Origin of the sequence: Bacillus sp. PS108 (assembly GCF_037963335.1) — a bacterium.
Lineage (GTDB): Bacteria > Bacillota > Bacilli > Bacillales > Bacillaceae > Bacillus > Bacillus subtilis.
Window position 1 is genome coordinate 360,591 of sequence record NZ_CP150155.1, and the last position, 23,411, is coordinate 384,001.

Genomic DNA, 23,411 nt, shown 5'->3' on the forward strand with positions numbered 1-23,411 from the left:
ATCCCCATGAAGCGTCTTGTTGAAAACTTGAAACGAAACCCAAGCTACTTTCTGATGAGATGTTTGCGCTTTCCATCGGTTCAGCAACGCAAGTGGAGCAATTGCTTTATGCAAGCTGCGGTTTTCCGAATGTCGGCAAGGGGCAGGGATTTGCGATGGGGAAAAGGATTAAACGCGGTTGGAGCCTTTACTGATTTAGAAATCGGGTGGCAGCGAGAAATGAGCGCGAAAAGCTGCTCTACACCATTGTACATACGGCGAAGTATTCGATTTAAATCGTAATCAATCTATTTTAATGGAGGCACTGTTATGAAAAAAATTCCGGTTACCGTACTGAGCGGTTATCTAGGTGCGGGAAAAACAACATTGCTGAACAGCATTTTGCAAAATCGCGAAGGCTTGAAAATAGCGGTTATCGTAAACGATATGAGCGAGGTGAACATTGACGCGGGCTTGGTTAAGCAGGAAGGGGGCCTTTCCAGAACAGATGAAAAGCTTGTGGAAATGTCAAACGGCTGCATTTGCTGCACGCTTCGCGAAGACTTATTAATTGAAGTTGAGAAGCTGGCAAAAGACGGACGGTTTGATTATATCGTCATCGAATCGACAGGAATCAGCGAACCGATCCCGGTGGCCCAGACTTTCTCTTATATCGATGAAGAGATGGGAATCGATCTTACAAAATTCTGTCAGCTGGATACGATGGTGACGGTTGTTGATGCCAACCGTTTTTGGCATGATTATCAGTCAGGCGAAAGCCTTCTGGACCGCAAAGAAGCATTGGGGGAAGAGGATGAAAGAGAAATCGCCGACCTCTTGATCGATCAAATTGAGTTTTGCGATGTACTGATCTTAAATAAATGTGATTTGGTCAGCGAGCAAGAGCTCGAACAGCTTGAAAACGTTCTTCGTAAACTGCAGCCAAGAGCCAGGTTCATTCGTTCCGTCAAAGGAAATGTAAAACCGCAGGAGATTTTGCATACAGGGTTATTTAACTTCGAGGAAGCGAGCGGATCGGCCGGCTGGATTCAAGAGCTGACGGCAGGCCATGCGGAACACACCCCGGAAACAGAAGAATACGGTATCTCTTCATTTGTATATAAGAGACGTTTGCCGTTTCATTCTACACGATTTTACCGTTGGTTGGATCAAATGCCAAAGAACGTGGTACGTGCCAAAGGAATCGTCTGGTGCGCATCTCATAACAACCTCGCTTTGCTGATGTCGCAAGCAGGTCCGTCGGTTACGATTGAGCCTGTATCTTATTGGGTGGCGGCGCTGCCGAAGCTTGAGCAGGAGCAAGTCAAACAGCAGGAGCCGGAAATCCTGGAGGAGTGGGACCCGGAGTTCGGCGACCGCCTAACGCAGCTAGTTTTTATCGGAACTGACCTGGATGAAGAAACGATCACGAAAGAGCTTGATCAATGCCTGCTGACTGAATATGAATTTGATTCCGACTGGTCGCTGTTTGAGGACCCGTTTAAATGGAAGCTGAATCAATAGAAAAAAAGCCGTCCCCTGGGGAGCGGCTTTTTTTAATGAAACGTTTGTTTAAACATAATGAGCGTATTTTTTCTCAAGGATATTCTGAAAGACCGCGGCAATGGAGCAGATGGCCCAATAAATGAGAGCGGTCAGAATATACATGGTCATATAATCAAACTCTCTGCCCCCGATGATTTTCGCATGCTGGAGCAATTCCGGCACTGTAATCATCGCAGCGAGAGATGACGCCTTGATTAAGTCGAGCAATACATTGGCAAGCGGAGGCAGCGCAATACGTATCGATTGCGGCAAAATGATGCCCCTCATCGTCTGCCAATAGGAAAGACCCAGCGAGGATGCGGCTTCCCACTGTCCTTTTTCGACGGATGAAATGGCTGAACGGTTAATTTCCGCAATGTAGGCGGCGCTGTTTAGGCTAAAGCCGATTAAAGCAGCCGTGACAGCGGAAAATTCAATGCCGATATAAGGAAACCCGAAATAAAGGATAAACAAAATCACCAAAATCGGAACGCCCCGCATAAATGAGATATAGAGCTTCGCCGGCCATCTTAACAAAGCAAGCTTAGACATTCTGGCGAGTGATATGAACAGGCCGATCACAGTTCCCGCAAACATGCTTACAAAAGAGATGAGCAGTGTATATCCAATGCCTTTTATGACATAAGGGAACGATTCAATAGCCAGCTTCGTGTTGAAAATATATTCCCATTGAATGCTATTGATCATGGCGTCCGATTACAAATCAACGTCCTGAACGTCGGCATCAATTTTTTTTGATACATCTGCTTTATTGAAGAATTGTTTCGACAGTTTAGTCAAAGAGCCATCCTTGCTCATCTCTTTCAATGCTTCGTTCATCTTTTTCTGAAGTGCCGCATTGCTTTTTTTCATGACAAGGGCCTGTTTGTTCGGCATGTACTTGATGTCAGGATGAATTGTAATGTTGAGATCCGGGAATGCCGCGAGCGCAAGTGTCTGCAGGTAATAGTCGTTTAAAATGACGTCAGTGCGTCCGTTGGCAACATCTTTTAAATATTGCTCATTCGTCGCATTATCATAAATCACTTCTTTGGCGCCGTATTTTCTCGCGACCTCCATGTAGACGGTTGTAGCCGCGCCAGCCGCTTTCTTCCCTTTTAAATCCTTGAGCGTTTTAATCCCTGATAAATCGTCTTTTCGGACAATTGCCGTGCCGTATGAATATTTATATGGAGTGGAAAATGCGAACTTCTCCTCACGGTCCTTCGTGACAGCGATGTCATTTGCGGCTGCGTCAACCTGTCCGCTGTTCACCGCTGTCAGCATCCCGTCAATGCCCATCTCCTTGAACTCAACCTTCAATCCCAGGCGTTTTGCCGCTTCACGAACGACTTCAACCTCGTAGCCCGTCAGCTTATCAGAGCCAGAGTCAGTATCGTGATAAGAAGTGGGATAAAGCGTGCCTGATGTAGCGACTACGATTTTCCCTTTATCCTTAATCTGCTCCCAGCCTGTATCCTTGGAATCGGCTTCATTTTTGCCGGAACAGGCTGCCAATATAAGAAAGAAAGCCATTGTGAAACTGAATATAACGGCTTTGGAATGCATGAATGATTTCACCTATAGTTCCCCCAATCTGTTAATCAACTAAAAAGATAGCATTGAACATAAGGGGTTGCAATATGTTGATCGCGTTTTCAAAAAGTTCGAATTGTGTATACAAAAGGCATGGGTGGGTGTTTAAAAGCGTCTATGAAGGGAAGAGGTGATGAAAAAAGGAATTGTCCAAGGATGAATGCCAGACGTACCAAGGAAACGCATGTGAAAGTGAAGGATGCAGCAGACCCGTCACTCATCTATGCCAATACCGGAAGAAATGGTCAAGAGACATGAAACCGATCTTCAGAATAATTTAAGTCTTGCTGATGCCCCTAAGGCATATGATATATTCGATGAGAAAGAAAATGGAAACATTTAAACCATAATGGGGAGTCAAATGAATATTTACAAACCAGCCTGATTGTACTGCTGTACTATATTTTGCTGCCGGTGTTTTGGCGCGGTTATCTTATCGGAAAAAGAATCTGCGGAATCAGAATCGTAAAAAAAGACGGATCACAAGTCAGCCTGTTAACAATGTTTTTACGGGTTATTGTAGCCGGCCTGGTATACGGTATAACCTTCGGACTCGGCTTGATCGCCAGCCTGATTCTGATTGCCGTACGAGAAGACAAACGGACCCTGCATCATTTAATCGTGGGAACGTATGTCACTTATGCGACGCCAGGTGAAGAAGAACTTAATGCTGACGAAGAGATTAGAAAGAGCGAATAATGGTTCGCTCTTTTTATTTTTATGCATAAAAAATACAAGGCAGCAAAACATATGAAAAATAGGATTGGAGGAATAAACTGGATGAAACGAATAACCATCAACATCATCACAATGTTCATTGCAGCGGCTGTCATTTCTCTGACCGGTACAGCTGAGGCCGCTGAAAAACAGCAGCAGCCTCCCGCAAATGTTACACTGACAGATCAGCAAAAGAAAGAGATTGAACAACTGGAAGCAGAGATTCTTAAAAAGCGCAAAGACGTGATCTCAAAGTATGTACAATACGGTATCCTGCCTAAAGAAAGAGGAGAACACATCAAAAATCACTTGGACAAACACTTTGAAATGATGAAACAAAACGGCTTTGTTCCAAAGCACCATCCTCATCCGCATAAATTTGAAAAAAGACATTAAGATGGTAAGCATCCAATGGGAATTGGGTGCTTTTTTATTGTTAAAAGTTACTGAATGAATTTTCCGGAAAAATATATCGCTTTTGTTGATTATATCCTATAATAAGATATAAATGGGATGTATAATGATGGAAATGGATTTAATCTCTAAACTTAATCAGCAGTGGACAGATATTTATTATTTATTACATTATCAACATAAAGATAATATTTCTCACCAGGCAATACGGATTATGCAGCATATTGAAAAGCAAGGTGAGGCAACAATAGGAGCTTTGGCTGAATACTTGTCTGTCTCTCACAATACGGCGTCAGAGCATACTAAACGTTTGATTCAAAAGGGATTTATAGCTAAACGGCGAAGTCAACAGGATGAACGAAAAGTTTTAGTTTTCTTAACACAAGAAGGAAGATCTGTTCTTGAACAGCATACACAGCTAGATAAAGAGAAATTAAAAGAAATAATTGAACGAATGAGCACATCAGAAAAGGAATTACTTGAACAGGCATTTGAACTTTTAAGTAGGGAAGCTAAACAATGGCAGTTTTAAGTAAAGTAATCATCTCTGCGTTGATTATCGGTTTTGTTACTGAAATATCAAAAAGACATCTGACCTATGGCGGCATCATTGCTGCTTTGCCCTTGGTCAGCTTATTAAGCCTTTTTTGGATGCAAATACAAGGTGAAAAAACAGCTCAATTAAGTCAATTTGCATCTGGTGTGCTTACAGGAATCCCAGCTACAGTTTGTTTACTAGCTATTTTGGCTTTTTTGCTGAAAATTCATGTGCCGTTTTGGTTTGCATTATGTGTTGGAATACTAGGATGGGCTATGTTTTTATGGATGCAGAAGATCTTTCTCAATATATTATTTAACTGAGTATAGAAAGGAGATGCTATGTTTTTAAAAAAGGTTACTCTTCTTCGAGATAAGATTTTGGACTTTGACAGATTTCCTTTTACTATCCCGGCTATAAGTCAATTAAATGACATCTTATTTACTAGCCAAGTGACTTTTTTTGTGGGGGAAAATGGATCTGGGAAATCTACTTTGCTTGAAGCGATAGCAGATAAGTGTGAATTCAATACAGCGGGCGGAAGCCGAGATAATGTCTATGAATTACGGGAGTCAGATTCCCATTTAGGAGATTACATACGTTTATCTTGGCTTCCAAAGGTAACAAATGGCTTCTTCTTAAGGGCTGAATCGTTTTATCATCTTTCTCTTCATCTGGATGAGATGGAACTAGATGCTCCTCAGCCATACCGTTCCTATGGAGGGAGGCCGCTACACAATCAATCACATGGAGAGTCCTTTATGTCTCTATTCCGTCATCGTTTTAAAGAGAAAGCGATTTACCTTTTAGATGAGCCAGAAGCAGCACTTTCTCCAGCTAGACAATTAGCTTTTTTGAGAGTTATACATGATTTGGTGAAGGGCGGAAATGTACAGATGATCATTGCGACTCACTCCCCAATCCTACTGGGCTATCCCAATGCTAATATTTTAAGCTTTGATGGTGGAAGAATACATCATATTGAATATGAGAATACAGAGCATGTTCAATTAACACGATATTTTCTTGGACAAAGAGAAAAAATATTAGCTGAGCTGTTCCGCGACTAACATCGAGTTGATATGAAACGCGTTTCATAGCCTATGATAGGTTTATCAAATAATTCAGGAGTGATAAACACTATGATCCACCAGCATCCAGAATCTTTTCCGAAACATTTTTTGTGGGGCTCTGCTTCTGCAGCGTACCAGATTGAAGGCGCTTGGAATGAAGATGGCAAAGGCCCTTCTGTTTGGGATGTGTTTACGAAAATACCGGGCAAAACGTTTAAAGAAACCAATGGCGACATTGCGGTTGACCATTATCACCGATTTAAAGAAGATGTCGCTCTGATGGCTGAGATGGGGTTAAAAGCATATCGATTTTCCGTCAGCTGGCCACGGGTTTTTCCAAAAGGAAAAGGAGAGATCAATGAAGCAGGTCTAGCGTTTTACGATAGTCTGATTGATGAATTGCTTTCTCATCACATCGAGCCGGTTCTGACTTTATATCACTGGGATTTGCCTCAAACGCTTATGGACGAATACGGCGGGTTTGAATCCAGAAACATCATAGAGGATTTTAATCACTACTGTATTACTCTTTATAAACGTTTTGGAGACAGGGTGAAATATTGGGTTACGTTAAATGAACAGAACTACAATTTTAATCACGGATTTATTACAGCCATGCATCCGCCTGGAGTGAAAGACAGAAAACGATTTTACGAAGCAAACCATATTGCGTTTCTGGCTAATGCAAAAGCCATCGAATCATTTAGAGAATATGTGCCTGAAGGCAAAATAGGTCCTAGCTTTGCTTATTCTCCGGCTTACCCTTTATCAAGCCATCCAGAGGATATACTGGCATTTGAAAACGCCGAAGAATTTATGAACAATTGGTGGCTTGACATGTATTGCTGGGGAACCTACCCGCAAATTCCATTCCGCTACTTGGAAAAACAGGGATGGGCGCCGACAATTGAAGCAGGAGATATGGACCTGCTCGCCAAAGGGAAGCCTGATTTTGTAGGTGTCAATTATTATCAGACGATCACCTATGAACGAAATCCGCTTGATGGTGTGTCAGAAGGGAAAATGAATACGACAGGCCAAAAGGGAACCAATCAGGAGACGGGGATACCCGGAGTGTTCAAAACGAAAAAAAATCCGCATCTGACAACGAGCAACTGGGATTGGACAATTGACCCAATTGGGCTGCGTATCGGTCTTCGCCGAATTACAAGCCGCTATCAGCTTCCAGTGTTTATAACAGAGAACGGTTTGGGTGAATTTGATAAAGTTGAGGACGGCACTGTACAGGATGATTATCGAATTGATTATTTGCGTTCGCATCTTGAGCAATGCAGACAAGCCATCAGTGACGGTGTCGATTTAATCGGTTATTGCAGCTGGTCGTTTACTGATCTGTTAAGCTGGCTGAACGGCTACCAAAAAAGATACGGATTTGTATATGTCAATCGTGATGAAGAAAGCACATACGATTTAAAACGCTTGAAGAAAAAAAGCTTTTATTGGTATCAAGATGTCATCAAGACAAACGGAGAAAGTTTATAAAGAGTCCCTGAGAGTTATTCTCTCAGGGGTTTTTCATTACACAGAAACAGCATCAATAATATAAGTGTCGGCGTGCAAATCTGACATTTCAGCCGGCACAGTCCAGCATGTCAATTGATAGTCTCCTTTAGGCAGATCAAAGGACAGTCTTTTAGACATGATGCTTTCAATATGAATTCCGTTTTCTGTGACATGAAAAGGAACAGTCACTTTTGTTTCGTAGGAGTTTACTGTTTCTGAACTGTTCAGGCGCAAAAGAATAAAGGCCTTTGTATTTCGCTGTGCCTCAAAGGAAATGGCTCCGTCTGCCGCAGCATATCCTTTTTCAATCGCTTCGTCAGTCCAATCCATTACAGGAGGTGTAGAATCCTTTTGAAATACAGTAAATTGATGATATGAAATCGAAAGTTCTTGCGGCTTCCATGATTTGATCAATGTGCTGTTCCTCCTCTATGTACTGTTTACTGAATTGTGAATAAAACCTTTGTGCCGTCTGGGTAATCGGTAAGCTGATGCCCGACCCAAGAGCCTGCTCCACGGTTGTCAGCGGGAGAAATGTATTCTACAGAAGCTCCCTCACCGCCTTCTTTGCACATGGCCATTGGCCATTCATCTCTGTCATACCCCTTTTTGGAAGGTACGTCCTTTAATGATTGCTCGCGGCGTTCCTCAGCTCCGTCTCTGTCGATAGTGCACACCTCTGAGTGCCCCTCATTTATCGCATCCTTAATATGCTTGGCCGTTTCGGGATAACGGTCAGAAGGGAAGGCGATTGTTTCATCATATTCTTTCGTTTGAGACGTTTTTTGATCAGCTGAGAAAAAGTCTCCTTTTATCAGGCCGATAGCTGCAGCTGCTATGATGACGATGACGAGAAGTATCGTTTTTATGATGTCCGTCGTGATGTTCACCTCCCGCTTTTAAAACTGACACAAGAGTAATCCAGAAAGCATTTGGTGTAAAGGTTTAAATTTTATGTTTTACGCTCAGTTTATTGCAGAAATCGTAATTTTAGCAGATCGAAATATTTGTTTTCAGCAAAATACGATTGCCAATTTACAATAATGATAGTAAGTCATCAGCCGTTTTCGGCTTGATTAATCATTTTAAATTGGCTTATGATACCGGTAAGCTCCTCAGCTAATTGAGAAAGTGTTTCAGAAGCTGCGGTAATCTCCTCCATTGCAGCAAATTGCTCCTCTGTTAATGCAGCCGCTTGCCGGGTATTTTTAGTAGATTCTTTAATGTCGGCCGTATTGGCTGCAAAGGAATCATTTATATGATGTGCACTGGCTGAAATGTTTGTTACAGATGCTGATAAATCACTAATCTCGGCGCTGATTTCACCTGTTGCAGCTGCAATTTCCTTAAATGCATCTCTGGTGCGCTGGATCATGGTGACCCCTTCTGCAGCTTCTGTTTTCACATGCTCAACAGATCTTGCAGACCGGTTCATATCATTTTGTATTTCTATGATCAGTTTTGAAATCTGCCCCGCAGACTGTTGAGACTCTTCTGCTAATTTCCGTACTTCATCAGCAACAACAGCAAAGCCTTTTCCTTGTTCACCGGCTCTGGCAGCTTCAATCGCTGCATTCAGCGCAAGCAGGTTTGTCTGATCGGCAATTTGGGTGATGACCGATAAAATTTGCTCAATTTGTTTAGAGCGGCCGTCTAACTGGTGTATGATTTCTCCGCTTTTCTGAATTGACTGGTGAATCGCATCCATTTGCGCCTGTACATTTGCAATTTCCTTTTGCCCAATGTCTGCTTTTGATTGCGCGAGCTGCCCTTTGTCAGCGATAGCGGCAGTATTTGCAGAAATATCCCGGATGTCTGCTGAAGCTTGTTTTAATGAGCTTTCACTGTTTTCAATTCGGGTGATCTGATCTTGGGCTCCATTTGCAATCTGCTGTACAGCTTCTGTGATCTTTTCTGAAGCTTGATTTGTTTCCTCTGCTCCGGCTGAGAGCTGCTGAGAGGCTGACGCAAGCTGAAGGGCTGATTGTTGTACGGTTTGTATGGTATCGTTCAGCTTCATTCTCATCTTATTATAATAGACGCTTAGTTCTGATAGCTCGTCACCGGTTTTGTCTGACACCTCTATTGTCATATCTCCGTTTCCGGCACTTTCAAAGGCGCTTTTTAAAGCGTTCAGCCGCTTGTTGATTTTTCTGGTGAAAACCAAGACAAGGATGACTGATACCATAATCACGATAACAAGAACGATAGCGAATTGAGTGAAAAGTGATTGTGTAAGTGATGCTAAAATACTTTGATTAGCTCCGGTATACAGCATGCCGATGATGTTCCCATTTTGATCTTTTAACGGCATGTATGCAGTCTGATAAGAAGAACCTGCTACATCTGCTTGTCCGTAAAAACGCTTTCCTTTCTTTAAAACAGCGGCAATAACTTCAGAAGAAGCCTGGGTGCCGACAGCTCTTTCGCCATTTTTCATGACATTGGTTGCAACACGAGTATCGCCTTGGAAAATGGTAATGGTATCACCTGTTTTTTCGCCAAGCAGATCAACAATATCTTCATTTCCATTGATTTGTGTTTGCCCTTTAAAGAGCTTATTGTTTTTCACCTGCCAGTCGCCTGACATGACATCATCAATATAAGTGCTGCTTAAAGCGAGATCACCTTTCGCTTTTTCAGTTGCCATTTGTTTCATGTTTTCTGTAATTTCCTTAAGCATCACAGTGCCAACTGATGCCGAAAACAAAAGAATCACCACGAAAACGAGGCAAAGAATTTTAGTTCCTAGCTTCATCTTAAATCGTTTTATCAACATAATTCCTCCCTTTACGATTTGTAGGTCATATTACTTATCGGGTTTTCGGGTTTAAAGTTTTATTTTAGAAAAAATAAAACCGGCCTGATCTTCAGGCCGGTTGTGTGATGCTATTCAAGGTTTGCGTGGTGAGTGAACATAGTTTCAGAATCGAGTCCTTTTTTCTCCATGAGTTTTAAAATCACTGCATCATAGAAGAGCAGCAAAGTTTGTTCAAATAATGATCCCATTGGCTGAATGGTTTTATAGCTTCCGTTAGACTGGTCTTTAGGAGAACCAGGCATTCTGATGATGAGGTCCGCTTGTTTTCCGATGCTTGATTCCGGATTGATGGTTAAAGCGGCAACAATTCCGTGTAAGCTTTTTGCTTTTGCTGCGGTATGAATCAAGCTTTTTGTCTCGCCTGATCCTGAGCCGATAATAACTAGATCTCCTTCGGCGAGCGGCGGAGTGAGAATCTCACCTACAATATGGGCGTTGAAGCCCATGTGCATCAGTCTCATCGCGAAGGATTTTGCCATCAGGCCAGACCGCCCCGCACCCGCAGTGAAAATTTGGTGGGATGAAAGAATGTGATCGGCAAGCTGGTCAGCCTCTTCATTAGAAATATAAGCTGCTGAACGGTGTAACTCATTGAGAATTTCCGCTACGTATTCAGTCGTTTTCATAGGAGTTATCCTTGGACAATCAGCTGCTTCATTTTTGAAGCTGTTTCCGCCTTATCAGCTGCGCTTGTAATTCCGCCCCCAACAATGACAAGGTCAGGGTTTTGCTTGATCACTTCTGGCAGTGTATCAAGTTTGATGCCGCCCGCGATTGCGGTTTTTGCGTTTTTTACGGTATTTTTGATTGTCGTTAATTCTTCGAAAGAGTTTTTGCCCTCTGCTTGAAGATCATAGCCAGTGTGGACGCAGATGTAGTCAACACCGAGTGCGTCAATTTCTTTCGCACGGGATTCGATATCTTTCACGTTAATCATGTCCACTAAGATTTTCTTCTTTTGTTTTTTGGCTTCTTCTACTGCGCCTTTAATCGTTGCATCGTCTGTAGCCCCTAAAACGGTGATGATGTCAGCGCCTGCTTCCGACGCTTTCATAATTTCGTAGCCTCCGGCATCCATGATTTTCAGGTCTGCAAGAACCTTCAATTGAGGAAATGCTTCTTTTATTTCTTTAACGGCTCTTAGGCCTTCATTGATGACGACCGGTGTTCCGATTTCAACTACGTCGATGTATTGTTCTACCTCTTTGACGAGCTCAATGGCTTCCGGGATGTTGACGAGGTCTAATGCAAGCTGTAATTCCATTGTTGATCCACTCCCTTTTTCGAATTATTTTTCATTCTATAGGTTCCTTCTTTTGATGAGAAGTAGGCACTTTGAAGTCAACAAGTTACTTGGAGGATACTGTGAGGAGAGACAATCAGATTTCTTTCGCTTGATTTTATGAGTGAGTATAATGAAAAAAGAGTCTGCAAAAAAGTAAGTAAGTGATGATACGTATCTAACATACAAAAAGGTTACTAAGGGGGGGATTCTATTGAGCCGGATGGACGACAAAAGGTTTAATTGTGAGAAGGAATTAACGCTTGCAGTGATTGGCGGTAAATGGAAAATGCTCATTTTATGGCATTTAGGAAAAGAAGGCACAAAACGGTTCAATGAATTAAAAACATTGATTCCTGATATTACGCAGAAGATCCTCGTGAATCAGCTGAGAGAGCTTGAGCAGGATATGATTGTTCACAGGGAAGTGTATCCAGTTGTCCCGCCGAAGGTTGAATATTCTCTGACCCCGCACGGAGAAAGCCTCATGCCTATTCTTGAAGCCATGTATGAGTGGGGGAAAGGTTATATGGAATTGATTGATATCGACAAAAATGTCATGAAAGAATCGTTGTAAGACGCTCTTCGCAAGGGTGTCTTTTTTTTGCCTTTTTTTCGGTTTTTGCGCGGTACACATAGTCATGTAAAGATTGTAAATTGCATTCAGCAATAAAAAAAGATTGAACGCAGCAGTTTGGTTTAAAAATTTTTATTTTTCTGTAAATAATGTTTAGTGGAAATGATTGCGGCATCCCGCAAAAATATCCCTGTAAATAAACTGGAATCTTTCGGCATCCCGCATGAAACTTTTCACCCATTTTTCGGTGATAAAAACATTTTTTTCATTTAAAGTAAACGGTAGAAAGATAAAAAATATTGAAAACAATGAATAAATAGCCAAAATTGGTTTCTTATTAGGGTGGGGTCTTGCGGTCTTTATCCGCTTATGTTAAACGCCGCAATGCTGACTGACGGCAGCCTGCTTTAATAGCGGCCATCTGTTTTTTGATTGGAAGCACTGCTTTTTAAGTGTAGTACTTTGGGCTATTTCGGCTGTTAGTTCATAAGAATTAAAAGCTGATATGGATAAGAAAGAGAAAATGCGTTGCACATGTTCACTGCTTATAAAGATTAGGGGAGGTATGACAATATGGAAATAACTTTTTATCCTTTAACGGATGCACAAAAACGAATTTGGTACACAGAAAAATTTTATCCTCACACGAGCATTTCAAATCTTGCGGGGATTGGTAAGCTGGTTTCAGCTGATGCGATTGATTATGTGCTTGTTGAGCAGGCGATTCAAGAGTTTATTCGCAGAAATGACGCCATGCGCCTTCGGTTGCGGCTAGATGAAAACGGGGAGCCTGTACAATATATTAGCGAGTATCGGCCTGTTGATATAAAACATACTGACACTACTGAAGATCCGAATGCGATAGAGTTTATTTCACAATGGAGCCGGGAGGAAACGAAGAAACCGTTGCCGCTGTACGATTGTGATTTATTTCGTTTTTCCTTGTTCACCATAAAGGAAAATGAAGTGTGGTTTTACGCAAATGTTCATCACGTGATTTCTGATGGTATCTCCATGAATATTCTCGGGAATGCGATCATGCACATTTATTTAGAATTAGCCAGCGGCTCAGAGACAAAAGAAGGAATCTCGCATTCATTTATCGATCATGTTTTATCTGAACAGGACTATGCTCAATCGAAGCGGTTTGAAAAGGACAAGGCGTTTTGGAACAAACAATTTGAATCGGTGCCTGAACTTGTTTCCCTGAAACGGAATGCTTCCGCAGGAGGAAGTTTAGATGCTGAGAGGTTCTCTAAAGATGTGCCTGAAGCGCTTCATCAGCAGATTCTGTCATTTTGTGAGGCGAATAAAGTCAGTGTTCTTTCGGTATTTCAATCGTTGCTCGCCGCCTACTTGTACAGGGTCAGCGGCCAGAATGATGTTGTGACGGGAACCTTTATGGGCAACCGGACAAATGCGAAAGAGAAGCAGATGCTTGGCATGTTTGTTTCTACGGTTCCGCTTCGGACAAACATTGACGGCGGGCAGGCGTTTTCAGAATTTGTCAAAGACCGGATGAAGGATCTCATGAAGACACTCCGCCACCAAAAGTACCCGTATAATCTCCTGATCAACGATTTGCGTGAAACAAAGAGCTCTCTGACCAAGCTGTTTACTGTTTCTCTTGAATATCAGGTGATGCAGTGGCAAAAAGAAGAGGACCTTGCCTTTTTGACTGAGCCGATTTTCAGCGGCAGCGGATTAAATGATGTCTCGATCCATGTGAAGGATCGATGGGATACTGGGAAACTCACCATAGATTTTGATTACCGCACTGATTTATTTTCAAGTGAAGAAATCAACATGATTTGTGAGCGCATGATTACAATGCTGGAGAACGCGTTAACGCATCCAGAGCATACCATTGATGAATTAACGATGATTTCTGATGCTGAGAAAGAGAAGCTGCTTGCGAGGGCCGGCGGTAAATCTGTGAGCTACCGTAAGGACATGACGATCCCGGAACTGTTCCAAGAAAAGGCTGAGCAGCTTTCAGATCATCCAGCGGTTGTATTCGAAGATCGTACATTGTCCTATCGAACGTTACATGAACAATCCGCACGCATCGCCAATGTGCTGAAACAGAAAGGGGTTGGCCCGGACAGTCCTGTCGCGGTTTTGATTGAACGTTCTGAACGGATGATTACAGCTATCATGGGAATTTTAAAAGCCGGCGGAGCCTATGTGCCGATTGATCCGGGTTTTCCTGCAGAGCGGATTCAATATATTTTGGAGGACTGCGGGGCGGACTTCATCCTGACTGAATCGAAGGTTGCAGCGCCTGAAGCCGATGCTGAGCTGATTGACTTAGATCAGGCAATTGCGGAAGGTGCAGACGATATGACGGAGGCTGATGTAAACGCGCGGAATCTTGCCTACATTATTTACACATCGGGAACAACCGGACGTCCGAAAGGCGTTATGATCGAGCATCGCCAGGTTCATCATTTGGTTGAATCTCTGCAGCAGACGATTTACCAAAGCGGCAGCCAAACCCTGCGGATGGCATTGCTTGCGCCGTTCCACTTTGATGCGTCAGTGAAGCAGATCTTCGCGTCGCTTCTTTTGGGACAAACCCTTTATATCGTACCGAAGAAAACAGTGACGAACGGGACCGCCCTTACTGCATATTATCGGAGAAACAGCATTGAGGCGACGGATGGAACACCGGCTCATTTGCAAATGCTGGCAGCAGCGGGCGATTTTGAAGGCCTAAAACTGAAGCACATGCTGATCGGAGGAGAAGGCCTGTCATCTGTTGTTGCGGACAAGCTGCTGAAGCTGTTTAAAGAAGCCGGCACAGCGCCGCGTTTGACTAATGTGTACGGGCCGACTGAAACGTGCGTTGACGCGTCTGTTCATCCGGTTATCCCTGAGAATGCAGTTCAATCAGCGTATGTGCCGATCGGGAAAGCGCTGGGGAATAACCGCTTATATATTTTGGATCAAAAAGGCCGGCTGCAGCCTGAAGGCGTGGCGGGTGAGCTTTATATCGCGGGAGACGGTGTGGGCCGAGGCTATTTGCATTTGCCTGAATTAACGGAAGAGAAGTTTTTACAAGATCCATTCGTGCCGGGCGATCGCATGTACCGGACCGGGGACGTGGTGCGCTGGCTTCCAGATGGAACAATCGAATATTTAGGCAGAGAGGATGACCAGGTCAAAGTCCGCGGATACCGGATTGAGCTTGGGGAAATTGAAGCCGTGATTCAGCAGGCGCCAGACGTTGCAAAAGCCGTTGTTTTGGCACGCCCTGACGAACAGGGAAATCTTGAGGTTTGCGCATATGTTGTGCAGAAGCCTGGAAGCGAATTTGCGCCAGCCGGCTTGAGGGAGCATGCGGCCAGACAGCTTCCTGACTATATGGTGCCGGCTTACTTTACAGAAGTGACAGAAATTCCGCTTACGCCAAGCGGCAAAGTCGACCGCCGCAAGCTGTTTGCACTAGAGGTGAAGGCTGTCAGCGGCACTGCCTATACAGCGCCGCGAAATGAGACTGAAAAAGCAATCGCAGCCATTTGGCAGGACGTGCTGAACGTTGAGAAGGCGGGGATCTTTGACAATTTCTTTGAAACTGGCGGACATTCATTAAAAGCCATGACCCTTTTAACAAAGATTCATAAGGAAACAGGCATTGAGATTCCGCTTCAATTTTTGTTTGAGCATCCGACGATTGCGGCTCTTGCAGAGGAAGCTGATCACAGAGAAAGCAAAGCTTTTGCGGTGATTGAACCTGCTGAAAAACAGGAGCATTACCCGCTTTCCCTGGCACAGCAGCGAACATATATCGTCAGCCAGTTCGAGGATGCGGGAGTCGGCTACAACATGCCTGCGGCAGCAATTCTGGAAGGGCCTTTAGATATTCAAAAACTGGAGCGCGCATTTCAGGGGTTAATCCGACGCCACGAGTCATTGAGAACATCATTTGTTCTTGAAAACAGCACGCCGAGACAGAAAATTCACGATAGCGTTGATTTCAACATCGAAATGATTGAAAGAGGCGGCCGCTCAGATGAGGCAATTATGGCTTCATTCGTTCGGACATTTGATTTGGCGAAAGCTCCGCTGTTCAGAATCGGTTTGCTGGGGCTTGAAGAGAACCGTCATATGCTGCTGTTTGACATGCACCATTTGATTTCTGACGGTGTATCCATTGGCATTATGCTGGAGGAGTTAGCACGCATTTATAAAGGCGAACAGCTTCCTGATCTTCGTCTCCAGTATAAGGACTACGCTGTATGGCAAAGCAGACAGGCTGCTGAAGGGTACAAGAAGGACCAGGCTTATTGGAAGGAAGTCTTTGCAGGAGAGCTCCCGGTGCTTCAGCTTCTGTCCGATTATCCAAGACCGCCTGTCCAAAGCTTTGAAGGGGATCGGGTGTCAATCAAGCTGGATGCGGGGGTAAAGGATCGCCTCAATCGTTTGGCTGAACAAAACGGCGCCACTTTATATATGGTGATGCTGTCCGCTTACTATACGCTTTTGTCAAAGTATACGGGGCAGGATGACATCATTGTCGGGACACCGTCAGCGGGCAGAAATCACTCCGATACAGAGGGCATTATCGGGATGTTCGTCAATACGCTTGCGATTCGCAGTGAGGTGAAGCAGGATGAGACGTTTACCCAATTGATCTCGCGTGTCCGCAAACGGGTGCTGAATGGCTTTTCTCATCAGGACTATCCGTTTGAGTGGCTTGTTGAAGATTTGAACATCCCGCGTGATGTTAGCAGGCATCCGCTGTTTGACACGATGTTCAGCCTTCAAAACGCGACAGAGGGCATTCCGGCTGTCGGCGATCTGTCCTTGTCTGTTCATGAGACCAATTTCAAGATTGCCAAATTTGATTTGACCGTGCAGGCGAGAGAAACCGATGAAGGCATTGAGCTTGATTTGGATTACAGCACAAAGCTGTTTAAACAAAGCACGGCAAACAGGCTGCTTACGCATTTTGCGCGTTTGCTTGAAGATGCTGCGGCTGATCCAGAGAAGCCGATTTCTGAGTATAAGCTTCTTTCTGAAGAGGAGGCCGCTTCGCAAATTCAGCAGTTTAACCCGGGCAGAACACCTTATCCGAAAGATAAAACAATTGTTCAGCTGTTTGAGGAGCAAGCGGCGAATACGCCAGACCACACTGCGCTTCAATATGAAGGCGAATCACTCACTTATCGTGAACTGAATGAACGGGCCAATTGTTTAGCCCGCGGCATTCTTTCTCTTGGAGCTGGCGAAGGCAGAACTGCGGCTGTCTTATGCGAGCGGTCAATGGATATGATTGTGTCGATCTTGGCAGTATTAAAATCAGGTTCGGCTTATGTTCCGATCGATCCGGAACATCCGATTCAGCGGATGCAGCATTTCTTCCGTGACAGCGGAGCAAAGGTGCTTCTCACTCAGAGGAAATTAAAGGCTTTGGCGGAAGAAGCGGAATTTAAGGGCGTTATCGTGCTAGCCGATGAGGAAGAAAGCTATCATGCCGATGCGCGAAATCTCGCACTGCCTCTTGATTCTGCAGCAATGGCCAACCTGACGTATACTTCCGGAACGACTGGAACACCTAAGGGGAATATCGTGACACATGCCAATATCCTCCGCACGGTAAAGGAAACGAATTATCTCAGCATTACAGAACAGGATACGATTCTCGGTCTTTCTAATTACGTGTTTGACGCGTTTATGTTCGATATGTTCGGCTCTTTGTTAAACGGAGCCAAGCTGGTGCTGATACCGAAGGAAACCGTTTTGGACATGGCTCGCCTGTCCCGCGTCATTGAACGGGAGAACATCAGCATTCTCATGATTACAACCGCTTTGTTCCACTTGCTTGTGGACTTGAATCCGGCATGCTTGTCAACGCTTCGCAAGATTATGTTTGGCGGGGAACGGGCTTCGGTTGAGCATGTCAGAAAAGCTTTGCAAACGGTTGGAAAGGGCAAGCTTCTTCACATGTATGGGCCGTCTGAAAGCACGGTTTTCGCGACGTATCATCCGGTTGATGAATTGGAGGAGCACACGCTGTCTGTTCCGATTGGAAAACCGGTTAGCAATACGGAAGTATACATTCTTGACCGTACGGGACACGTGCAGCCTGCCGGGATTGCCGGAGAGCTTTGCGTCAGCGGCGAAGGTCTCGTGAAAGGCTATTACAACCGTCCAGAACTGACTGAGGAGAAATTTGTTCCCCATCCGTTTACATCCGGCGAACGCATGTATAAAACGGGAGACCTTGCGAGATGGCTGCCGAATGGCGACATCGAATTTATCGGGCGAATCGACCATCAGGTGAAGATTCGCGGACAGCGCATCGAGCTTGGAGAAATCGAACATCAGCTGCAAACCCATGATCGTGTTCAGGAAAGTGTTGTGCTTGCCGTTGATCAAGGAGCGGGAGATAAACTGTTGTGTGCTTACTATGTCGGAGAGGGAGACATCTCATCACAAGAGATGAGAGAGCATGCTGCGAAGGACTTGCCGGCATATATGGTTCCTGCGGTGTTTATCCAAATGGACGAGCTGCCGCTGACAGGGAACGGAAAAATTGACCGGAGAGCGCTGCCGATTCCTGATGCCAACGTTTCAAGAGGTGTTTCATATGTTGCGCCACGCAATGGAACGGAACAAAAAGTCGCGGACATTTGGGCACAGGTACTTCAGGCAGAACAAGTCGGCGCTTATGACCACTTCTTTGACATTGGCGGACATTCATTAGCAGGCATGAAGATGCTTGCCTTGGTTCATCAGGAACTGGGCGTTGAGCTGTCACTCAAGGATCTCTTCCAGTCACCGACGGTTGAGGGCTTGGCACAGGTGATTGCCTCCGCTGAAAAAGGGACAGCCGCAAGTATCAGCCCGGCAGAGAAACAAGATACGTATCCTGTTTCTTCACCGCAAAAACGGATGTACGTGCTTCAACAGCTTGAGGATGCGCAAACGAGCTATAACATGCCGGCGGTTCTGCGCCTGACAGGTGAGCTTGATGTTGAAAGGCTTAACAGCGTCATGCAGCAGTTAATGCAGCGTCATGAAGCCTTGAGAACCACGTTTGAAATAAAAGATGGAGAAACGGTGCAGCGGATCTGGGAAAAGGCTGAGTGTGAGATAGCCTATTTCGAAGCCCCGGAAGAAGAGATAGAGCGGATCGTTTCTGAGTTTATTAAGCCTTTCAAAATCGACCAACTTCCACTGTTCAGAATAGGGCTTATCAAGCATTCAGACGCTGAGCATGTGCTGCTGTTCGATATGCATCATATTATTTCTGATGGTGCATCTGTCGGTGTGCTGATTGAGGAGCTTTCAAAGCTGTACGACGGAGAAACCCTTGAGCCGCTTCGTATTCAATATAAGGATTATGCCGTGTGGCAGCAGCAGTTCATTCAGTCTGAGCTTTACAAGAAGCAAGAAGAGCATTGGCTGAAGGAGCTGGACGGAGAGCTGCCGGTGCTGACGCTTCCGACCGATTACAGTCGGCCTGCCGTTCAAACATTTGAGGGAGACCGCATTGCATTTTCATTAGAAGCAGGCAAAGCTGATGCTCTGCGCAGGCTTGCAAAAGAAACGGATTCCACGCTTTACATGGTGCTTCTGGCTTCATACAGTGCATTTTTATCAAAACTTAGCGGGCAAGACGATATCATCGTCGGTTCACCTGTGGCCGGACGATCTCAAGCGGACGTCAGCCGCGTCATCGGAATGTTCGTCAATACATTAGCGTTGCGCACGTATCCGAAGGGTGAAAAGACGTTTGCTGACTATCTTAACGAAGTGAAAGAAACGGCACTCAGCGCTTTTGATGCGCAGGATTACCCACTTGAGGATTTGATCGGAAATGTTCAGGTTCAGCGTGACACAAGCAGAAATCCGTTATTCGATGCAGTTTTTTCAATGCAAAATGCGAATATAAAGGATTTAACAATGAAAGGGATTCAGCTTGAGCCGCATCCGTTTGAACGGAAAACAGCCAAGTTTGACCTCACGCTGACGGCTGACGAAACCGACGGAGGGCTTACATTCGTACTCGAATACAATACAGCTCTGTTTAAGCAGGAAACGATTGAACGATGGAAGCAATATTGGATGGAGCTTTTAGATGCAGTTACTGGGAACCCGAACCAGCCGCTTTCCAGCCTGTCACTGGTCACTGAGACAGAAAAGCAAGCGCTTCTTGAGGCATGGAAGGGCAAAGTGCTGTCTGTGCCGACAGACAAAACGGTTCATCAGCTATTCGAAGAGACTGTCCAGTGCCACAAAGACCGCCCGGCTGTCACATACAACGGCCAGTCTTGGACGTACGGCGAGCTGAATGCGAAGGCAAACCGTCTCGCGCGGATTCTGATGGACTGCGGCATCAGCCCGGATGACCGCGTCGGCATTCTCACGAAGCCGTCGCTTGAAATGTCCGCCGCGGTGCTCGGCGTCTTGAAAGCCGGAGCGGCGTTTGTGCCGATTGATCCTGACTACCCGGATCAGCGGATTGAGTATATTTTACAGGACAGCGGCGCGAAGCTCCTCTTGAAACAGGAAGGCATTTCAGTGCCGGACAGCTATACGGGAGATGTCATTCTTCTCGACGGAAGCCGCACGATTCTAAGCCTGCCGCTTGATGAAAACGACGAGGGAAATCCAGAGACGGCTGTAACCGCGGAGAACTTGGCGTACATGATTTACACGTCTGGAACGACCGGACAGCCGAAGGGTGTCATGGTCGAGCACCATGCGCTTGTGAACCTGTGCTTCTGGCACCACGACGCGTTCAGCATGACAGTGGAGGACCGCAGTGCGAAGTACGCGGGCTTTGGGTTCGACGCTTCCATTTGGGAGATGTTCCCGACCTGGACGATCGGTGCTGAACTTCACGTCATTGATGAAGCGATCCGCCTCGATATCGTCCGCCTGAACGATTACTTCGAAACGAACGGCGTAACGATCACGTTCCTGCCGACACAGCTTGCGGAACAGTTCATGGAGCTTGAGAACACATCACTTCGCGTATTGCTCACTGGAGGAGACAAGCTGAAGCGGGCAGTGAAAAAGCCGTACACACTCGTCAACAACTACGGGCCGACAGAAAATACGGTCGTTGCCACGAGTACAGAAATCCATCCGGAGGAAGGCTCGCTTTCCATCGGAAGGGCCATTGCCAATACGAGAGTATACATTCTCGGCGAGGGCAATCAGGTGCAGCCGGAAGGCGTAGCCGGAGAGCTTTGCGTGGCGGGGCGCGGACTGGCACGAGGCTATCTGAATCGAGAAGACGAAACCGCGAAGCGGTTTGTCGCTGATCCGTTTGTGCCGGGTGAGCGCATGTACCGCACCGGCGATTTGGTGAAATGGACGGGCGGCGGCATCGAATACATCGGCCGGATCGACCAGCAGGTCAAGGTCCGCGGCTACCGGATCGAGCTTTCAGAAATTGAAGTCCAGCTCGCCCAGCTTTCTGAGGTGCAGGATGCGGCGGTGACAGCTGTCGAGGATAAAGGCGGCAATACAGCGATCGCGGCGTATGTCACCCCGGAAACAGCTGATATAGAAGCACTAAAATCAACACTAAAGGAAACCCTGCCGGATTACATGATCCCGGTGTTCTGGGTGACGCTGAACGAGCTTCCGGTTACGGCAAACGGCAAAGTCGACCGCAAAGCCTTGCCTGAGCCGGACATCGAAGCGGGAAGCGGAGAATACAAAGCGCCGACGACCGACATGGAAGAGCTGCTTGCCGGCATCTGGCAGGACGTGCTTGGAATGTCTGAAGTCGGTGTCACCGACAATTTCTTCTCGCTTGGCGGAGATTCCATCAAAGGAATTCAAATGGCGAGCCGCTTGAATCAGCACGGCTGGAAGCTGGAAATGAAAGATCTCTTCCAGCATCCGACGATCGAAGAGCTTACCCAATATGTAGAGCGTGCCGAAGGCAAACAGGCAGACCAAGGCCCGGTGGAGGGCGAAGTCATCCTGACGCCGATCCAGCGCTGGTTCTTTGAAAAGAACTTCACGAACAAGCACCACTGGAACCAATCTGTGATGCTTCACGCGAAGAAGGGCTTTGACCCTGAACGGGTGGAGAAAACATTGCAGGCGCTGATCGAGCATCATGACGCGCTCCGTATGGTCTATCGTGAGGGACTGGAAGACGTCATTCAATACAACAGAGGTCTTGAAGCTGCTTCAGCTCAATTGGAGGTCATCCAGATTGAGGGCCAAGCTGCAGATTACGAAGACCGTATAGAGAGAGAAGCGGAGCGTTTGCAAAGCAGCATCGACTTGCAGGAAGGTGGCTTGTTAAAAGCAGGATTGTTCCAAGCGGAAGACGGAGACCACTTGCTTCTTGCCATTCACCACTTAGTGGTTGACGGCGTGTCGTGGCGGATTTTACTGGAGGATTTCGCCGCGGTATATACACAGCTTGAGCAAGGCAATGAACCGGTTCTCCCGCAGAAAACACATTCATTTGCAGAGTATGCAGAGAGATTGCAAGACTTCGCGAACTCCAAAGCCTTTTTGAAAGAAAAAGAGTATTGGAGACAGCTTGAAGAACAAGCTGTCGCGGCAAAGCTTCCGAAAGACCGCGAATCTGGTGATCAGCGAATGAAACATACAAAGACAATTGAATTCTCGCTGACTGCTGAAGAGACAGAACAGCTCACCACAAAGGTGCATGAGGCATATCACACAGAAATGAATGATATTTTGCTGACGGCATTCGGATTGGCAATGAAGGAGTGGACGGGTCGGGATCGAGTAAATGTTCATTTAGAGGGGCACGGACGTGAAGAAATCATAGAAGACCTGACCATTTCCCGCACAGTCGGCTGGTTTACAAGTATGTACCCAATGGTGCTCGATATGAAGCATGCGGATGATCTGGGCTACCAGCTGAAGCAAATGAAAGAAGATATCAGACATGTGCCGAATAAGGGAGTCGGATACGGCATTCTGCGCTATCTGACGGCCCCGGAACATAAAGAAGATGTGGCGTTCTCGATTCAGCCGGATGTCAGCTTCAACTATTTAGGTCAGTTTGACGAAATGTCGGATGCAGGTTTGTTTACGAGATCAGAGCTGCCATCAGGACAGTCATTAAGCCCTGAAACAGAAAAACCGAATGCGCTGGATGTTGTCGGATATATCGAAAACGGAAAACTGACGATGTCACTGGCCTATCATTCTCTTGAATTTCATGAAAAAACAGTACAAACATTCAGTGACAGCTTTAAAGCGCATCTTCTCAGAATCATTGAACATTGCCTATCTCAAGACGGTACGGAACTGACCCCGAGTGATCTTGGTGACGACGATTTGACGCTGGATGAGCTGGATAAATTAATGGAAATTTTCTAATAGAGGTG

Annotated in this window: 16 protein-coding genes and 2 pseudogenes; 11 read left to right on the forward strand and 7 right to left on the reverse strand. The window is 45.6% G+C overall.

Annotated features, from left to right (window positions below):
- Window positions 1–108 precede the first annotated feature (108 nt).
- Window positions 109–282: a hypothetical protein gene (locus tag NSQ16_RS01905; RefSeq protein WP_230488355.1), complete on the forward strand. Its 174-nt coding sequence runs from the start codon at window positions 109–111 to the stop codon at window positions 280–282.
- 27 nt (window positions 283–309) lie between these two features.
- Complete coding sequence (zinU, locus tag NSQ16_RS01910) at window positions 310–1,503, forward strand: zinc metallochaperone ZinU (protein ID WP_033883103.1); 1,194 nt, start codon at window positions 310–312, stop codon at window positions 1,501–1,503.
- A 48-nt stretch (window positions 1,504–1,551) separates the two neighbouring features.
- Here the strand turns inward: zinU and NSQ16_RS01915 are convergent, their stop codons facing one another.
- Together NSQ16_RS01915 and NSQ16_RS01920 are read right to left on the reverse strand one after the other, a co-directional pair.
- Complete coding sequence (locus NSQ16_RS01915; RefSeq protein ID WP_003234624.1) at window positions 1,552–2,232, reverse strand: amino acid ABC transporter permease; 681 nt, start codon at window positions 2,230–2,232, stop codon at window positions 1,552–1,554.
- A gap of 9 nt (window positions 2,233–2,241) precedes the next feature.
- On the reverse strand, window positions 2,242–3,105 hold the full coding sequence (locus NSQ16_RS01920; protein WP_230488354.1) for a transporter substrate-binding domain-containing protein: 864 nt from the start codon (window positions 3,103–3,105) through the stop codon (window positions 2,242–2,244).
- Window positions 3,106–3,266: 161 nt separating this feature from the next.
- Here NSQ16_RS01920 and NSQ16_RS01925 point away from each other — a divergent pair.
- The 7 genes and pseudogenes from NSQ16_RS01925 to bglC all read left to right on the forward strand — a co-directional run bounded on the left by NSQ16_RS01925 (window position 3,267) and on the right by bglC (window position 7,365).
- A pseudogene (locus NSQ16_RS01925) lies at window positions 3,267–3,463 on the forward strand (hypothetical protein).
- 35 nt (window positions 3,464–3,498) lie between these two features.
- Window positions 3,499–3,819, forward strand: a pseudogene (locus NSQ16_RS01930) (RDD family protein); the annotation flags it as partial.
- Between the two features lie 81 nt (window positions 3,820–3,900).
- Complete coding sequence (locus tag NSQ16_RS01935; protein WP_015252849.1) at window positions 3,901–4,233, forward strand: YckD family protein; 333 nt, start codon at window positions 3,901–3,903, stop codon at window positions 4,231–4,233.
- 127 nt (window positions 4,234–4,360) lie between these two features.
- Window positions 4,361–4,783 carry a MarR family transcriptional regulator gene (locus NSQ16_RS01940; protein WP_174616579.1) on the forward strand — a complete coding sequence of 141 codons (423 nt, stop codon included), beginning with the start codon at window positions 4,361–4,363 and terminating at the stop codon, window positions 4,781–4,783.
- The gene (locus tag NSQ16_RS01945) at window positions 4,771–5,112 is read left to right on the forward strand and encodes a DUF3147 family protein (protein ID WP_230488353.1); all 342 of its coding nucleotides are present in this window, start codon (window positions 4,771–4,773) and stop codon (window positions 5,110–5,112) included. Before NSQ16_RS01940 ends, NSQ16_RS01945 begins: the two co-directional genes overlap by 13 nt.
- 18 nt (window positions 5,113–5,130) lie before the next feature.
- On the forward strand, window positions 5,131–5,859 hold the full coding sequence (locus tag NSQ16_RS01950; protein ID WP_230488352.1) for an AAA family ATPase: 729 nt from the start codon (window positions 5,131–5,133) through the stop codon (window positions 5,857–5,859).
- Window positions 5,860–5,931: 72 nt separating this feature from the next.
- Window positions 5,932–7,365: a 6-phospho-beta-glucosidase gene (gene bglC, locus NSQ16_RS01955; RefSeq protein WP_230488351.1), complete on the forward strand. Its 1,434-nt coding sequence runs from the start codon at window positions 5,932–5,934 to the stop codon at window positions 7,363–7,365.
- 36 nt (window positions 7,366–7,401) lie between these two features.
- Here bglC and nin read toward each other — a convergent pair whose 3' ends face one another.
- The 5 genes from nin to hxlA form a co-directional block, all read right to left on the reverse strand.
- Window positions 7,402–7,800: a DNA-entry nuclease inhibitor gene (gene nin, locus NSQ16_RS01960; protein ID WP_015252845.1), complete on the reverse strand. Its 399-nt coding sequence runs from the start codon at window positions 7,798–7,800 to the stop codon at window positions 7,402–7,404.
- A gap of 26 nt (window positions 7,801–7,826) precedes the next feature.
- Window positions 7,827–8,276 (reverse strand): DNA-entry nuclease, encoded by a 450-nt coding sequence (gene nucA, locus NSQ16_RS01965; protein ID WP_033883649.1) that lies wholly within the window; start codon window positions 8,274–8,276, stop codon window positions 7,827–7,829.
- 167 nt (window positions 8,277–8,443) lie between these two features.
- The gene (gene tlpC, locus NSQ16_RS01970; protein WP_230488350.1) at window positions 8,444–10,165 is read right to left on the reverse strand and encodes a methyl-accepting chemotaxis protein TlpC; all 1,722 of its coding nucleotides are present in this window, start codon (window positions 10,163–10,165) and stop codon (window positions 8,444–8,446) included.
- Between the two features lie 110 nt (window positions 10,166–10,275).
- Window positions 10,276–10,833 carry a 6-phospho-3-hexuloisomerase gene (gene hxlB / locus NSQ16_RS01975; protein WP_003234605.1) on the reverse strand — a complete coding sequence of 186 codons (558 nt, stop codon included), beginning with the start codon at window positions 10,831–10,833 and terminating at the stop codon, window positions 10,276–10,278.
- A 5-nt stretch (window positions 10,834–10,838) separates the two neighbouring features.
- Complete coding sequence (hxlA, locus tag NSQ16_RS01980) at window positions 10,839–11,471, reverse strand: 3-hexulose-6-phosphate synthase (protein WP_003234604.1); 633 nt, start codon at window positions 11,469–11,471, stop codon at window positions 10,839–10,841.
- A 232-nt stretch (window positions 11,472–11,703) separates the two neighbouring features.
- On the opposite strand from hxlA, the gene hxlR reads away from it, so the two are divergent.
- Complete coding sequence (gene hxlR, locus NSQ16_RS01985; RefSeq protein ID WP_003246265.1) at window positions 11,704–12,066, forward strand: transcriptional activator HxlR; 363 nt, start codon at window positions 11,704–11,706, stop codon at window positions 12,064–12,066.
- Between the two features lie 573 nt (window positions 12,067–12,639).
- Window positions 12,640–23,403 (forward strand): surfactin non-ribosomal peptide synthetase SrfAA, encoded by a 10,764-nt coding sequence (gene srfAA, locus NSQ16_RS01990; RefSeq protein WP_339232538.1) that lies wholly within the window; start codon window positions 12,640–12,642, stop codon window positions 23,401–23,403.
- Window positions 23,404–23,411: the final 8 nt, after the last annotated feature.

Excerpts from the sequence above, each read along its gene's own strand:
- NSQ16_RS01905 (WP_230488355.1), top strand. The coding sequence starts at position 109 with ATGCAAGCTGCGGTTTTCCGAATGTCGGCAAGGGGCAGGGATTTGCGA.
- zinU (WP_033883103.1), top strand. The coding sequence starts at position 310 with ATGAAAAAAATTCCGGTTACCGTACTGAGCGGTTATCTAGGTGCGGGA.
- NSQ16_RS01915 (WP_003234624.1), bottom strand. The coding sequence starts at position 2,232 with ATGATCAATAGCATTCAATGGGAATATATTTTCAACACGAAGCTGGCT.
- NSQ16_RS01935 (WP_015252849.1), top strand. The coding sequence starts at position 3,901 with ATGAAACGAATAACCATCAACATCATCACAATGTTCATTGCAGCGGCT.
- NSQ16_RS01940 (WP_174616579.1), top strand. The coding sequence starts at position 4,361 with ATGGAAATGGATTTAATCTCTAAACTTAATCAGCAGTGGACAGATATT.
- NSQ16_RS01945 (WP_230488353.1), top strand. The coding sequence starts at position 4,771 with ATGGCAGTTTTAAGTAAAGTAATCATCTCTGCGTTGATTATCGGTTTT.
- NSQ16_RS01950 (WP_230488352.1), top strand. The coding sequence starts at position 5,131 with ATGTTTTTAAAAAAGGTTACTCTTCTTCGAGATAAGATTTTGGACTTT.
- bglC (WP_230488351.1), top strand. The coding sequence starts at position 5,932 with ATGATCCACCAGCATCCAGAATCTTTTCCGAAACATTTTTTGTGGGGC.
- tlpC (WP_230488350.1), bottom strand. The coding sequence starts at position 10,165 with ATGTTGATAAAACGATTTAAGATGAAGCTAGGAACTAAAATTCTTTGC.
- hxlB (WP_003234605.1), bottom strand. The coding sequence starts at position 10,833 with ATGAAAACGACTGAATACGTAGCGGAAATTCTCAATGAGTTACACCGT.
- hxlA (WP_003234604.1), bottom strand. The coding sequence starts at position 11,471 with ATGGAATTACAGCTTGCATTAGACCTCGTCAACATCCCGGAAGCCATT.
- srfAA (WP_339232538.1), top strand. The coding sequence starts at position 12,640 with ATGGAAATAACTTTTTATCCTTTAACGGATGCACAAAAACGAATTTGG.